Raw genomic sequence first — 13737 nt, 5'->3', positions numbered from 1 at the left:
ACCAGCCGCTTTAATCCGCCAGGAGATTGACCTACGTGACTATTCCGCAGTCTGACGCGGCCTTGGCCGCCGTCCCCGATCGGTTCGACCCGTCGGCCGGGGGGCAGGGCGCCTACGACACCCCGCTGGGCATCACCAACCCGCCCATCGACGAACTGCTCGACCGCGTGTCGAGCAAGTACGCCCTGGTGATCTACGCCGCCAAGCGCGCCCGCCAGATCAACGACTACTACAACCAGCTCGGCGAGGGCATCCTCGAATACGTTGGGCCGCTTGTCGAGCCGGGGCTTCAGGAGAAGCCGCTGTCGATCGCGCTGCGGGAGATCCACGCCGACCTGCTCGAGCACACCGAGGGCGAGTAACAGGGCAGGGCCGGGCCAACTGTGGACCGCAAACGGATTGTCGTCGGCGTCTCCGGTGGCATCGCCGCTTACAAGGCGTGCACGGTCGTTCGTCAACTCTCCGAGGCCGGTCATCTGGTTCGCGTCATCCCCACCGAGTCGGCGCTGCGCTTCGTCGGGGCCGCCACGTTCGAGGCGCTCTCCGGCCAGCCCGTGCACACCGACGTTTTCGCGAACGTCCCCGAGGTGCCGCATGTCCAACTGGGCCAGAAGGCCGACCTGGTCGTGGTGGCGCCGGCCACCGCGGACCTGCTCGCGCGCGCGGTGCACGGCCGCGCCGACGACCTGCTGACCGCGACCCTGCTCACGGCCAGGTGCCCGGTGATGTTCGCGCCGGCGATGCACACCGAGATGTGGTTGCACCCGGCCACCGTCGACAACGTGGCCACCCTGCGGCGCCGCGGGGCGGTGGTGCTGGAACCGGCGTTCGGCCGGCTCACCGGCGCCGACAGCGGCTCCGGCCGGCTGCCCGAGGCCGAGGAGATCACCACGCTGGCCCAGCTGCTGCTGGAACGCCACGACGCGCTGCCCTACGACCTCGCCGGCTGCAAGATGCTGGTGACCGCGGGCGGCACCCGCGAACCGATCGACCCGGTGCGCTTCATCGGCAACCGCAGCTCCGGCAAGCAGGGCTACGCGGTGGCGCGGGTCGCCGCGCAGCGCGGCGCCGAGGTCACGCTGATCGCCGGGCACACCGCGGGGCTGATCGACCCGGCCGGGGTCGAGGTCGTCCACGTCAGCTCGGCCGAGCAACTCGGCGACGCGGTGGCCAAGCACGCCCCCGCCGCGGACGTGCTGGTGATGGCCGCGGCCGTCGCCGACTTCCGGCCCGCGCAGGTTTCGGCCGCCAAGATCAAAAAGGGCCCGGACGATCAGGACAGCCCGCCCACGATCGAGCTGGTCCGCAACGACGACGTGCTCGCCGGCGCGGTGCGGGCGCGTGCCAGCGGCGAGCTGCCCAACATGCGGGCCATCGTCGGGTTCGCCGCGGAAACGGGCGACGCCAACGGTGACGTGCTCTTCCACGCGCGGTCCAAGCTGCGCCGCAAGGGCTGCGATCTGTTGGTGGTGAACGCGGTGGGCGACGGCAGGGCGTTCGAGGTGGACAGCAACGACGGCTGGCTGCTCGCGTCCGACGGCACCGAGTCCGCGCTGCAGCACGGCTCCAAGACGCTGATGGCCAGTCGTATCGTGGATGCGATCGCCACGTTCCTGCACGGCGGCGGATAAGACGGTTCGGTTCGCCTGAGGCGCCAGGCCAGGTGCCGGCCGGCCCGATGCCAGCCGATATAATTCGGTTTACTAACTATTCGGAAGGATTGAGATTGTGAGCGAAAAGGGTCGCCTGTTTACCAGTGAGTCGGTGACTGAGGGACATCCCGACAAGATCTGTGACGCGATCAGCGACTCGGTCCTCGACGCCCTGCTGGCGCAGGACCCCCGCTCACGTGTTGCGGTCGAGACGCTGGTCACCACCGGCCAGGTGCACGTCGTCGGTGAGGTGACCACGTCGGCCAAGGAGGCGTTCGCCGACATCACCAACACCGTCCGCGCGCGGATCCTCGACATCGGCTACGACTCGTCGGACAAGGGCTTCGACGGGGCGTCGTGCGGGGTGAACATCGGCATCGGCGCCCAGTCGCCCGACATCGCCCAGGGCGTCGACACCGCCCACGAGGCGCGCGTCGAGGGCGCCGCGGACCCGCTGGACTCGCAGGGCGCCGGCGACCAGGGCCTGATGTTCGGCTACGCGATCAACGACACCCCCGAGCTGATGCCGCTGCCGATCGCGCTGGCCCACCGGCTGTCGCGCAAGCTGACCGAGGTGCGCAAGAACGGCACGCTGGAATATCTGCGCCCGGACGGCAAGACGCAGGTCACCATCGCCTACGAGGACGACGTCCCGGTGCGCCTCGACACGGTGGTCGTCTCGACGCAGCACGCCGACGGCATCGACCTGGAGAAGAAGCTCGACCCCGACATCCGCGAGCACGTCCTGCAAACCGTGCTGAACGAGCTGGCGCACGACACCCTCGACGCGTCGGGCACCCGGGTGCTGGTCAACCCCACCGGCAAGTTCGTCCTCGGCGGCCCGATGGGCGACGCGGGCCTGACCGGCCGCAAGATCATCGTCGACACCTACGGCGGCTGGGCCCGCCACGGCGGCGGCGCGTTCTCCGGCAAGGATCCGTCCAAGGTGGACCGGTCCGCGGCGTACGCGATGCGCTGGGTGGCCAAGAACATCGTCGCCGCCGGGCTGGCGGAGCGGGTCGAGGTGCAGGTGGCCTACGCGATCGGCAAGGCCGCCCCGGTCGGCCTGTTCATCGAGACGTTCGGCACCGCGACCGTCGACCCGGTCAAGATCGAGAAGATCGTGCCCGAGGTGTTCGACCTGCGCCCCGGCGCGATCATCCGCGACCTGGACCTGCTGCGCCCGATCTACGCGCAGACCGCCGCCTACGGGCACTTCGGCCGCACCGACATCGAGCTGCCGTGGGAGCAGCTCAACATGGTCGACGAGCTCAAGCGCGCGATCTAGGCGGCGGGTGGTCGGCGTCCAGCGCCGGCAATCCGTCGATGCTTCGCCGGTTGCGCTGGGTGAGGCGGACGTACGCCTCGGCGGGCGCCTTGTTGTGGTAGTCGTCGAGCACCGGCCGTTCGTCGACCAGCTCGTAGTACGGCACCGCGAAACCACAGGCGTCGGCGATGCGCTCGAGGTCGACGACGATGACGGCGCGGACGCCGGCATGCGGCTTCCCGAAATGCGCTACGAGATCGCCGAAATCGGCGTCGTCGGGTCGGACCACCCGTCCGGTGCCGAACAGCCGCAGGATGCGCGAGTTGCGGCTGAACGAGCAGAACATGATCGTGATCCGGCCGTTGTCCCGCAAGTGGGCAATGGTTTCCACGCCACTGCCGAACAGGTCCAGATAGGCCACGGTGTGGTCGTCGAGCACCGCGAAGGTGTCCCGGTATCCCTTGGGGGACAGGTTGATTCGGCCTCCCTCGGAGGGCGCGGTGGCGACGAAGAACATCGCCTGGTCGCTGATGAACTGCTCCAGCGACTCGTCGAGACGCGCAAACTCCTTGGCCACGCGTGAAAGCCTAGCGTCGGGCACCGACAGCCAGCACCGGGTTTTTCACCGCGGCCAGGGCCGGCGAGCGCGCTCAGCCGGTGAATTCGTAGTCGTCGAGGTCGAAGCGCCGACTGCGCCAGTAGGCCTCGACGGTAGTGGTGGGGCGCAGCGGCACGTCGCCGTTCTTGTCGAAGTAGTAGCTGTTGGCCAGCCGGCAACTGTCCTGCCAGAAGATCTGCCGGTGCCGTCGGCGCAGCATCTCGGCGAAATACCGGTCGTTGGCCTCCTCGGTGACCTCGACCCGCGTCGCGCCTTCGCGCCGCGCCCGTTTCAGGCATCGCACGATGTGGTGGGTCTGCGTCTCGATCAGCGCGAAATACGACGAGCCCACGTAGCCGTACGGCCCGAACACGGTGAACAGGTTGGGGAAATCGGGGACGCTCACGCCCTCGTAGGCCTGCAACCGGTGTTCGTCCCAGAACCGGCTCAGCGACTTGCCTCCGCTGCCGGTGACCGCGAATGTCGGGACGTCGTCGGGATCCATCACTTTGAACCCGGTGGCCAGGATCAGCACGTCTATCTCGTGGTGTTCGCCGTCGGTGGTGGCCACCGCGCCGGGGGTGACCTTGTCGATCGGCTCGGTCACCAGTCGCACGTTGTCCCGGTTGAACGTGGCCAGGTACTCGTTGTGAAAACCGGGGCGTTTGCAGCCGACCGCGTAGCGCGGCGTGAGCTGGTCGCGCACCGCCGGGTCGTGAACCTGTTTGCGTAGGTAGGCCAGCCCGGCCGATTCCATCCTCTTGGCCAGCGGCAGGACGGTGAAGTAGTGCGCGGAGATCGGGAAGGTGACTTCGACGAAGGCCTGGCTGAGCAGCCGTTGCAGAATCTTGCCGCCGGGAATCCGCATCGCCCAGCGGGCCGGGGCGGGCAACGCGACGTCCAGCTTGGGGAAGCACCAGATCGGGGTGCGCTGAAAAACGGTGAGCTGGGAGACAATCGGCGCGATCTCGGGAATGACCTGGACGGCCGAGGCGCCGGTGCCGATGATCGCGACGCGCTTGCCGCTCAGGTCCTGGTCGTGATCCCAGCGGGCCGTGTGCATCGTCACCCCGCCGAAGGTGTCCACCCCGTCGATGTCGGGCAGGTTGGGCACGGTGAGCACGCCGCACGCGCTGATCAGGAACCGGGCGGTGACCGTGCCCCCCGGGTCGGTCTGCACCCGCCACAGGCACTGCTCGTCGTCGAACTCGGCCGATTGCACCTTGGTGTTCAACCGGATTCGCGACCCGATGCCGTATTTGTCGACGCAGTGCTCGGCGTACGCCTTGAGCTCACGGCCCCGGGCGTACGTGCGCGACCAGTCCGGGCTCTGCTCGAAGGAGAACTGGTAGGAGAACGACGGGATGTCAACGGCGATACCGGGATACGTGTTCCAGTGCCACGTCCCGCCCACCCCGTCACCGGCCTCGACGACGAGGTAGTCGGGCAGTCCGGCGCGGTCGAGCTTGATGGCGGCGCCGATCCCGGAGAAACCGGCGCCCACGATCAGGGTGTGGTAATCGGGAGTGCTGTTCATCGGTGCCCGCCTAGGGGTGTAGCGCCTTCTTCAGTGCGGCCAGCCCGCGGTCGGTGGCGTCACCGGCCGCGGGGATCACCAGCGCGAAGCTGGCGTAGCCGTGGACGAGGGTGGGCTCGTTGCTCAATTCGGCCGGCACGCCGGCCGCGTTGAGCAGCTCGGCGTAGCGGGCCCCGTCGTCGCGCAACGGATCGTGTTCGGCGGTCCCGATGAACGCGGGCGGCAAGCCGGACATCTGCGTCGCATTCGCCGGGGCGAGGGTGACGGGCAGCGTCGTGGGGTCGCTGATGTCGATGTGCGGCAGGTACCAGGACAGGAAGGCGTCGATCACGTCGCGGTCCAGGATGGGCGCGTTGGCGTTCTCGGTGAACGACGGCAGCGACAGGTCGGCGGTGACGACGGGGTACCACAGCAGCTGGAAGCTCAGCGCGGGCCCGGCGTTCTCGTTGGCCAGGTGGGCCATCACCGCGGCCAGGTTCCCGCCGGCCGAGTCGCCGGCCACCGCGATCCGGTCGGGGTCACCGCCCAGCTCGGCCGCGTTCTCGGCGACCCAGCGCAACGCCGCCCAGGCGTCGTCGACCCCGGCGGGGAACGGATGTTCGGGTGCCAGCCGGTAGTCGACCGACACCACGATGGCCTCGGCGCCGACGGCGTGCGAGCGGGCGACGGGGTCGTGGGTGTCCAGGCCGCCGAGGCAGAACCCGCCGCCGTGGTAGTAGACGACGACCGGCAGCGAATCCGCCGGTTCCAGGGGCGGCCAGTAGATGCGCACGGGAATGTCGGAGTGCTCGCCGTAGTCGATCGTGCGGTCCTCGATCCGCAGGTCGGGCAGCATTTCGGGCGGCACCTGGAGCATGCGCATCCGGCGGCGCGCGACCTCCACGCCGTCGGACGCTCGGAACGTCAGCGGGAAGGCGTCGAGCAACGCCTTGAACGTCGGGTCGATGCCCGCGCGGGCGAAGGTGGGCTCCGTCATGGCTTCACCGTACGCCCGGCATTCACCCGCGCAGGCCGGTTCGCAGGGCGGTCAGGCCGCGCTCCATCGCCGCGGTGGCCGCGGGCACCACGCCGCCGTAGCCGAGGTAGCCGTGCACCAGGGTCTCGGCGTTGTGCACCTCGACGGGCACGCCTGCGGCGCCGAGCAGTTCGCCGTAGCGGATGCCGTCGTCGCGCAGCGGGTCGTAACCGGCGACGGCGATGTAGGCGGGCGCGAGCCCGGACAGGTCGGCCGCCCGCCCCGGCGCCATGCCCGGCGGCGGGGCCGACAGGTCGACTTCGCCCGCGTACCAACGCGAGAACTCCGCGACGGCCCTGACGTCGAGGATCGGCGCGCCGGCGTTTTCGGTGAAGGACGGCAGCGAGGAGTCCCACATCGTGGAGGGATACCACAACAGCTGGAACAGGACCGACGGTGCGCCGTGATCGCGCGCCCGCTGCGCCATCACGGCGCTGATGGTTCCACCGGCCGAATCCCCGGCGACGGCCAGCCGGTTCGGGTCACCGCCCAGCTCGGCGGCGTGCTCGGCGGCCCAAAGCGTTGCGGCCCAAGCGTCTTCGACCGCGGCGGGGTAGGGGTGCTCGGGGGCCAGCCGGTAGTCGACACTCACCACGATGGCGTCGGCGCCGACCGCGTGCTGGCGAGCCGTGCCGTCGTAGCTGTCGAGGTCGCCCACGACGAAGCCACCGCCGTGGAAATACAGCACGATGGGCGCCACGGTGCTCTCGGATTCGATTGGCGGCCAATAGATCCGGACGCCGACCGGCCCCGCCGGGCCGGGGATGGCCCGGTCCTCGACGCGCAGCTCGGGGTGCAGCGGCCGGCGGGGCAGGTCGCGGAAGCGCTGCCGCGCCGCGTCAACGCCGTCGTCGGTGGATAGCCGGAAGGGAACCGCATCCAGTACCTTCTGCAGGATGGGGTCGATCGCGGGCTTTTCGTCGGCTGTGTTGTCCAAGCTTGGCATGGAGGTACCGTACGCATCTCGTCTGGTGCTCGGCGGCTGGGTGGTGGCCGGCTGGGCGGCGCTGGCCTACGGCGTCTACCTGACGGTGTTGGCGCTGGGCTCGCCGCCGGGAACCGAGTTGACCGGGCATTGGGTGCTGCAGCCGCTGTTCAAGGCCTCGATGGCGTTGTTGCTGACGGCCGCCGCGGTGGGCCACGCCGTTGTCCGCGAGCGGCGGTGGCTGATGCCGGCGCTGCTGCTGTCGGCCGTCGGCGACTGGGCGCTGGCGATTCCGTGGTGGACCCAGTCCTTCGTCGTGGGCCTGGCCGCATTCCTGTTGGCCCACTTGTGTTTCCTGGGCGCGCTGCTGCCGCTGGTGGCCAGGCGCCCGTCGAGGCTGCGCATCGCCGCCGTGGTCGCCATGTGCCTGGCCACCATCGCGCTGCTGGCGTGGTTCTGGCCGCACCTGGGCAAACTGGCCCTCCCGGTGACGGCGTACATCCTGGTGCTGACCGCGATGGTGTGCGCCGCCCTGTTGGCGCAGCTGCCGACGATCTGGACGGCGGTGGGGGCGGTGTGTTTCGCGGCGTCCGATTCGCTGATCGCCATCGGCCGCTTCATCCTGGGCAACGAGGCACTGGCGGTGCCGATTTGGTGGTCGTACGCCGCGGCGCTGATCCTCATGACGGCGGGCTTCTTCTTCGGCCGTGAGGCGCCGGCCGACGCCGGCGACCCGGCGCCGGCCGAGGGCTGACCGTTCCGGGCCGGACGGTAAAGGCGTTGGGCGACAACTTATTTCGATTGTGGAGGGCGCCGTGAGCGGCGGGCCGCGCACGCCCGTTGAGGTCGAACCCATCGCCCGGGTGCTGCCGATGCTGTCGGTGCCGCACCTGGACCGCGAGTTCGACTACCTGGTGTCGGCGGAGCAGTCCGACGACGCTCAGCCGGGGGTGCGGGTGCGGGTGCGGTTTCACGGCCGGCTGGTCGACGCGTTCGTGCTGGAGCGCCGCAACGACACCGACCACCCCGGCAAGCTGGGTTGGCTGGACCGCGTCGTGTCGGCCGAACCGGTGCTGACCCCCGAGATCCGCCGGTTGGTCGATGCGGTGGCGGCCCGCTACGCCGGAACCCGACCGGACGTGCTCCGTCTGGCGGTGCCCGCCCGGCACGCCCGAGTGGAGCGGGAAGCCGCGGAGGCCCCGCGACCGGAGGTGCCCGCGCCCGTCGACCCGTCGGCGTGGGAGGCGTACGGCCGCGGCGGGCAGTTCCTGGACGCGCTGGCCGAATCCCGCGCCGCGCGGGCGGTCTGGCAGGCGTTGCCGGGGGAGTCCTGGGCGGACCGCTTCGCCGAGGCCGCCGCCCAGACCATCCGCGCCGGCCGGTCGGTGCTGGCGATCGTGCCCGACCAGCGCGATCTGGACACGCTGAGGGGCGCCGCGACCGCGCGCGTCGAACAGGCCGCCGTGGTGGCGCTTTCGGCCGGGCTGGGCCCGGCCGCCCGCTACCGGCGGTGGCTCGCCGCGCTGCGCGGCCACGCGCGGCTGGTAATCGGCACGCGCAGTGCGGTTTTCGCGCCGCTGAGCGACCTTGGCCTGGTCATGGTGTGGGCCGACGCCGACGACACCCTGGCCGAGCCGCGCGCCCCCTACCCGCACGCCCGGGAGGTGGCGATGCTGCGCGCGCATCAGGCGCGGTGCGCGGCGCTGATCGGGGGCTACGCGCGCACCGCCGAGGCGCAGGCGCTGGTGCGCAGCGGCTGGGCGCACGACATCGTCGCGCCCCGGGCCGTGGTGCGGGCGCGCACACCGCGGGTGGTCGCCCTCGACGACACCGGCTACGCCGACGAACGCGACCCGGCCGCGCGCACCGCGCGCATTCCGTCCATCGCCCTGCGCGCCGCCCGATCGTCGCTGGAGGCGGGGTCGCCGGTGCTGGTGCAGGTGCCACGGCGCGGCTACGTCCCGTCGCTGGCCTGCGCGCGCTGCCGCACCATCGCGCGGTGCCGGCACTGCACCGGCCCCCTGTCGTTGCAGGAGGGCGGCCAGGCGCTGGTCTGCCGGTGGTGCGGGCGCATCGACCCGACGCGGCGCTGCGCGCGCTGCGGGTCGGACGCCGTCCGCGCGGTGGTCGTCGGGGCGCGCCGCACGGCCGAAGAGCTCGGGCGCGCATTTCCCGGAACCGCCGTGATCACCTCGTCGGGGGACGGCGTCGTTCCCGAGGTCGCCGCCGGCCCGGCCCTGGTGGTGGCCACCCCGGGCGCCGAGCCCGCCGCGTCCGGCGGCTACGGGGCGGCGTTGCTGTTGGATACCTGGGCGTTGCTGGGCCGCCAGGACCTGCGCGCCGCCGAGGACGCGCTGTGGCGCTGGATGAGCGCCGCGGCGCTGGTGCGTGCCCGCGGGGACGGCGGCGTGGTGCTGGTGGTGGCCGAATCTTCAATTCCCACAGTGCAATCGCTGATCCGCTGGGATCCGGTGGGGCACGCCGAGTCCGACCTGGCGGCCCGGACCGAAGTGGGCCTGCCGCCGAGCGTGCACATCGCGGCCCTCGACGGTGCCGCGGAAGCGGTGGCGGCGCTGCTGGACGAGGCCGGGTTGCCGGACGGGGCCGACGTGCTGGGGCCGGTCGATTTGCCGGCGGGCGTGCGCCGCCCGGCAGGCACCCCACCCGGGGTGCCGGTGACGCGGATGCTGGTCCGGGCCCGCCGGGAGCAGGGCCTGGCGCTGGCCGCGTCGCTGCGCCGCGGCGTGAGCGTGCTGTCCGCGCGCCAGGCCCACGAGCCGGTGCGGGTGCAGATCGACCCGTTGCACATCGGATGACCTCCCCAAATTTTGCCAAAGGGGATAGTATGCGTCGGAAATAGTGCCTGACTACGATATTGGAAGGTTGTTACACTTCCACTTCTTTAGCCACCGAGAGACCGGAGACGATCCGGAGAGGGGCGAGATGGCAGCGGAGAACGCGACCACGGCGGACGAGTCGCTCGATGCAATCACCGACGCTTTGCTGACGGCTTCCCGCTTGCTGGTTGCCATCTCGGCGCGCTCGATCGGCCAGGTCGACGAGACCATCACGATCTCGCAATTCCGCACGCTGGTGATCCTGTCCAATCGCGGCCCGGTCAACCTGGCGACGCTGGCCGGTCTGCTCGGAGTGCAACCGTCGGCCACCGGGCGGATGGTCGACCGGCTCGTCGCGGCCGGACTGATCGACCGCCTCCCGCACCCCACGTCGCGGCGCGAGCTGCTCGCCGCGCTGACGAAGCGGGGGCGGGAGGTCGTGCGTCAGGTCACCTCGTACCGCCGCAACGAGATCGCGACCATCGTCGAGAAGATGCCGCCGGCGGAGCGCCACGGCCTGGTGCGGGCCCTGACCTCGTTCACCGCCGCCGGCGGAGAGCCCGACGTGCACATGGACGCCGACATCGATTTGTAGGGTCGCTCAGCGCTTCTCGGCGGTGACCAACAGGTACTCCCACTCCATGGCGCCATTGGTGAGGTATTGCTGCGCGAGTTCGACGAGTTGGGCGTCGAGCTCGGCCGCCAGCACGCCGTTGTGGCCGATGTTCGCATACGCCTCGATCGTCGGGCCGTAGTGGTTTTTGAAGTACGCGTGCACCGCCTCCGCGGTGTCGAACCGGTTCACTTCCAGCAGGCCCCGCACCGCCGTCAGCCGGCCCACCCGATCGCCGAGCAGTCCGGTGACGTAGCCCTCGCGCCCCCACAACGCGGCCGGCGGTACGGCCTGCGAGAGGCTGGGCCGGTAGGGCCGAATGGTGGCGAGCATCCGCCCGAAAAACCCCTCCGGGGTCCAGCTGATCACGCCGATCGTCCCGCCCGGCCGGCAGACCCGAACCAGTTCGTCGGCGGCCCGCTGCTGCTGCGGCGCGAACTGCACGCCGATCGCGGAGATGACGACGTCGAACTCGCCGTCGCCGAAGGGCAGGGCGTGCGCGTTGGCTTCCCGATAGTCGATGGTCAACCCGTGCGCGGCGGCCCGGGCCCGCGACCGCTGCAGCAGCTCGGGGGTGAGGTCGCTGGAAACGACGGCCGCGCCCGTCGCGGCGGCCGGCAGCGTGATGTTGCCGGAGCCGGCCGCGACGTCGAGCACCCGCATGCCCGGTCCGATGCCGGTGGCCTTGACCAGGACGGGGCCCAGCGGGGCCATCACCTCCTCGGCCATCAGGGCGTAGTCGCCGAGCGCCCACACCGCGCGATGGGGGGCGGCGTCGCTGATCGTGGTGTCGAGAGTCATCAGGCCTCCTTGAGGGTAAGGAACGGGCTGCCCACTCGACGTCGTTGTCCCTAGCACGGCAGTGCGGCCGGCCGGGATAGAAGCTAACCGCTAGAAACAGTATGCATCAGAAATAATGTACTCACGCAAGTCAAAGTCGGGCGGAGGGTGCGGCTTTCTAGACTGTGGCGGTGCGCCTCGTCTTCGCCGGCACCCCCGAACCCGCGCTGCCCGCGCTGCGCCAGCTCATCGATTCGCCCCGTCACGAGGTGATCGCCGTGCTGACCCGGCCCGACGCCGCCGTCGGCCGGCACGGCAAGCCGCAGCCGTCGTCGGTGGCCCGCGAAGCGCTCGACCGGGGCATCCCGCTGCTGCGGCCGGCGCGGCCGAACTCGGACGAGTTCGTCGCCGAACTGTCGGAACTGGCGCCGGACTGCTGCGCGGTCGTGGCCTATGGCGCGTTGCTGCGCGACGGCCTGCTCGGCGTGCCCCCGCACGGGTGGATCAACCTGCACTTCTCGCTGCTGCCCGCCTGGCGCGGGGCGGCGCCGGTGCAGGCGGCGATCGCGGCCGGGGACACCATCACCGGGGCGACGACGTTCCGGATCGAGCCCAGCCTGGACTCGGGCCCGGTCTACGGGGTGGTCACCGAGACCGTCCGACCGACCGACACCGCGGGGGAACTGCTTGAGCGCCTGGCCGTTTCGGGTGCGGTGTTGCTGTCGACGACCATGGACGGCATCGCCGATGGAACGTTGACGCCGCGACCGCAACCCGCCGACGGGGTCAGCATCGCGCCGAAGATCACCGTCGAGCAGGCCCGGGTGCAGTGGGACTTGCCGGCGCACGTCGTGGAGCGCCGGATCCGCTCCGTCACACCCAATCCCGGCGCCTGGACGCTGATCGGCGACCTGCGCATCAAGCTCGGCCCGGTGTTCATCGACGCCGATGCCCCAGAGGCGTTGGCGCCCGGCGCAATTCACGTCGATCGCAAGAACGTGTGGATCGGCACCGGCTCACAAGCCGTGCGGCTGGGCCAGATACAGCCGCCCGGAAAGAAACTCATGAACGCCGTCGACTGGGCCCGCGGCGCGCGTCTCGACCCCGCGACGCGGGCGACATGAGCCGGCCCCGCCCACCGGACCGCGGGCGCGGCAGGCGGCGCCGGCCGCTGGACCCCGCGCGCGCCGCCGCGTTCGGCGTGCTGCGGGCGGTCAGCGAGCGGGACGCCTACGCGAACCTGGCGCTGCCCGCGCTGCTGCGCGAACGGGGGATCAGCGGCCGGGACGCCGCGTTCGCCACCGAGCTGACCTACGGAACCTGCCGCACCCGCGGCCTGCTCGACGCGGTCATCGGCGCCGCCGCGGGCCGCTCCCCGGACACCATCGACCCGGTGCTGCTCGACCTGTTGCGGCTCGGCGCCTACCAGCTGCTGCGCACCCGCGTCGACACCTACGCGGCGGTGTCCACCACAGTGGAGCAGGCCGGGATCGAATTCGATTCGGCGCGAGCGGGTTTCGTCAACGGGGTGCTGCGGGCCATCGCCGCCCGGGAAGAGAAGTCCTGGGTCGCGGAGCTGGCGCCCGACCCGTCGCGGGATCCGGTCGGGCACGCCGCCTTCGTGCACGCGCACCCGCGCTGGATCGCCCAGGCCTTCGCCGATGCGCTGGGGGCGGACGCGGCCGAGCTCGACGCGGTGCTGGCCAGCGACGACGAGCGGCCCGTCGTGCACCTGGCCGCCCGGCCCGGAGTGCTCACCGCGAAGGAACTGGCCGATGCGGTCGAGGGCACGGTTGGCCGGTTTTCGCCGTATGCCGTGTACCTGCCGGGCGGTGACCCCGGCCGGCTGGCGCCGGTGCGCGACGGCGCCGCCCTGGTCCAGGACGAGGGCAGCCAGTTGGTGGCGCGGGCGCTGACCCTGGCGAGCGTCGAAAACGACGCCGGGCGGTGGCTGGACCTGTGCGCCGGACCGGGCGGTAAGACCGCGCTGCTGGCCGCGCTCGGGGCCGCATCGGGTGCGCGCGTCACGGCGGTGGAACCGGCCCCGCGCCGCGCCGATCTGGTTGCCGAGAACACCCGGGGACTGCCGGTCGACGTGCTGCGGGTCGACGGGCGGCAGAGCGGGCTCGAGCCGACCTTCGACCGGGTGCTCGTCGACGCGCCCTGCACCGGGCTGGGCGCGCTGCGGCGGCGGCCCGAGGCGCGCTGGCGGCGCCGGCCGGCCGACGTGCCGGCGCTCACGAAGCTGCAGCGCGAGCTGCTGGGCGCCGCAATCGCGCTGACCCGGCCGGGCGGGGTGGTGCTCTACGCGACCTGTTCGCCCCACCTGGCCGAAACCGTCGGGGTGGTCGCCGACGCGCTGCGCCGACACCCGGTGAGCGCGCTGGACACCCGGCCGCTGTTCGATCCGGTCACCGGGCTGGGGGACGGGCCGCACGTGCAGCTGTGGCCGCACCGGCACGGCACCGACGCGATGTTCGCCGCGGCGCTGCGCCGCGAACCGGCGTAGGGGC

The 13737-nt window shown here is 71.4% G+C and carries 13 protein-coding genes; 8 read left to right on the top strand and 5 right to left on the bottom strand.

Translation table 11 applies throughout. The features are described 5' to 3' along the window. Positions 1–35 precede the first annotated feature (35 nt). From rpoZ to metK, 3 genes are all read left to right on the top strand, one after another. Positions 36–362 carry a DNA-directed RNA polymerase subunit omega gene (gene rpoZ, locus A5730_RS11355; RefSeq protein WP_055403752.1) on the top strand — a complete coding sequence of 109 codons (327 nt, stop codon included), beginning with the start codon at positions 36–38 and terminating at the stop codon, positions 360–362. Between the two features lie 21 nt (positions 363–383). Next, complete coding sequence (coaBC, locus tag A5730_RS11350) at positions 384–1631, top strand: bifunctional phosphopantothenoylcysteine decarboxylase/phosphopantothenate--cysteine ligase CoaBC (protein WP_067899816.1); 1248 nt, start codon at positions 384–386, stop codon at positions 1629–1631. Between the two features lie 97 nt (positions 1632–1728). Further along, entirely contained in the window at positions 1729–2940 is a 1212-nt protein-coding gene (metK, locus tag A5730_RS11345; protein WP_067899813.1) for a methionine adenosyltransferase, read from the top strand. On the opposite strand, the gene A5730_RS11340 is transcribed toward metK, so the two are convergent. From A5730_RS11340 to A5730_RS11325, 4 genes are all read right to left on the bottom strand, one after another. Then, positions 2924–3496 (bottom strand): pyridoxamine 5'-phosphate oxidase family protein, encoded by a 573-nt coding sequence (locus tag A5730_RS11340; protein ID WP_067899810.1) that lies wholly within the window; start codon positions 3494–3496, stop codon positions 2924–2926. The genes metK and A5730_RS11340 overlap by 17 nt on opposite strands. Before the next feature lie 73 nt (positions 3497–3569). Next, positions 3570–5054: an NAD(P)/FAD-dependent oxidoreductase gene (locus A5730_RS11335; protein WP_067899807.1), complete on the bottom strand. Its 1485-nt coding sequence runs from the start codon at positions 5052–5054 to the stop codon at positions 3570–3572. Positions 5055–5064: 10 nt separating this feature from the next. Further along, positions 5065–6030 (bottom strand): alpha/beta hydrolase, encoded by a 966-nt coding sequence (locus A5730_RS11330; protein ID WP_067899804.1) that lies wholly within the window; start codon positions 6028–6030, stop codon positions 5065–5067. A gap of 22 nt (positions 6031–6052) precedes the next feature. Continuing rightward, positions 6053–7015, bottom strand: coding sequence for an alpha/beta hydrolase (locus A5730_RS11325; protein WP_067899801.1), 963 nt, complete (start codon positions 7013–7015; stop codon positions 6053–6055). On the opposite strand from A5730_RS11325, the gene A5730_RS11320 reads away from it, so the two are divergent. The 3 genes from A5730_RS11320 to A5730_RS11310 all read left to right on the top strand — a co-directional run bounded on the left by A5730_RS11320 (position 7014) and on the right by A5730_RS11310 (position 10426). After that, positions 7014–7748: a lysoplasmalogenase gene (locus tag A5730_RS11320; RefSeq protein WP_067899797.1), complete on the top strand. Its 735-nt coding sequence runs from the start codon at positions 7014–7016 to the stop codon at positions 7746–7748. The genes A5730_RS11325 and A5730_RS11320 overlap by 2 nt on opposite strands. 61 nt (positions 7749–7809) lie before the next feature. Continuing rightward, entirely contained in the window at positions 7810–9810 is a 2001-nt protein-coding gene (locus A5730_RS11315; protein ID WP_231994672.1) for a primosomal protein N', read from the top strand. 127 nt (positions 9811–9937) lie between these two features. Then, positions 9938–10426 (top strand): MarR family winged helix-turn-helix transcriptional regulator, encoded by a 489-nt coding sequence (locus A5730_RS11310; RefSeq protein WP_067899793.1) that lies wholly within the window; start codon positions 9938–9940, stop codon positions 10424–10426. Between the two features lie 6 nt (positions 10427–10432). Here the strand turns inward: A5730_RS11310 and A5730_RS11305 are convergent, their stop codons facing one another. After that, positions 10433–11245, bottom strand: coding sequence for a class I SAM-dependent methyltransferase (locus A5730_RS11305; protein WP_067899791.1), 813 nt, complete (start codon positions 11243–11245; stop codon positions 10433–10435). A gap of 170 nt (positions 11246–11415) precedes the next feature. On the opposite strand from A5730_RS11305, the gene fmt reads away from it, so the two are divergent. Next, on the top strand, positions 11416–12348 hold the full coding sequence (gene fmt, locus A5730_RS11300) for a methionyl-tRNA formyltransferase (RefSeq protein ID WP_067899968.1): 933 nt from the start codon (positions 11416–11418) through the stop codon (positions 12346–12348). Beyond that, entirely contained in the window at positions 12345–13733 is a 1389-nt protein-coding gene (locus A5730_RS11295; RefSeq protein WP_067899788.1) for an RsmB/NOP family class I SAM-dependent RNA methyltransferase, read from the top strand. The genes fmt and A5730_RS11295 overlap by 4 nt, the downstream gene beginning before the upstream one ends. Positions 13734–13737: the final 4 nt, after the last annotated feature.

The organism is Mycobacterium sp. ACS4054, from assembly GCF_001667275.1.
Classification (GTDB): domain Bacteria; phylum Actinomycetota; class Actinomycetes; order Mycobacteriales; family Mycobacteriaceae; genus Mycobacterium.
The sequence above is the reverse complement of the archived record's forward strand: the minus strand, read 5'-3'. Positions and strand labels throughout refer to the sequence as shown.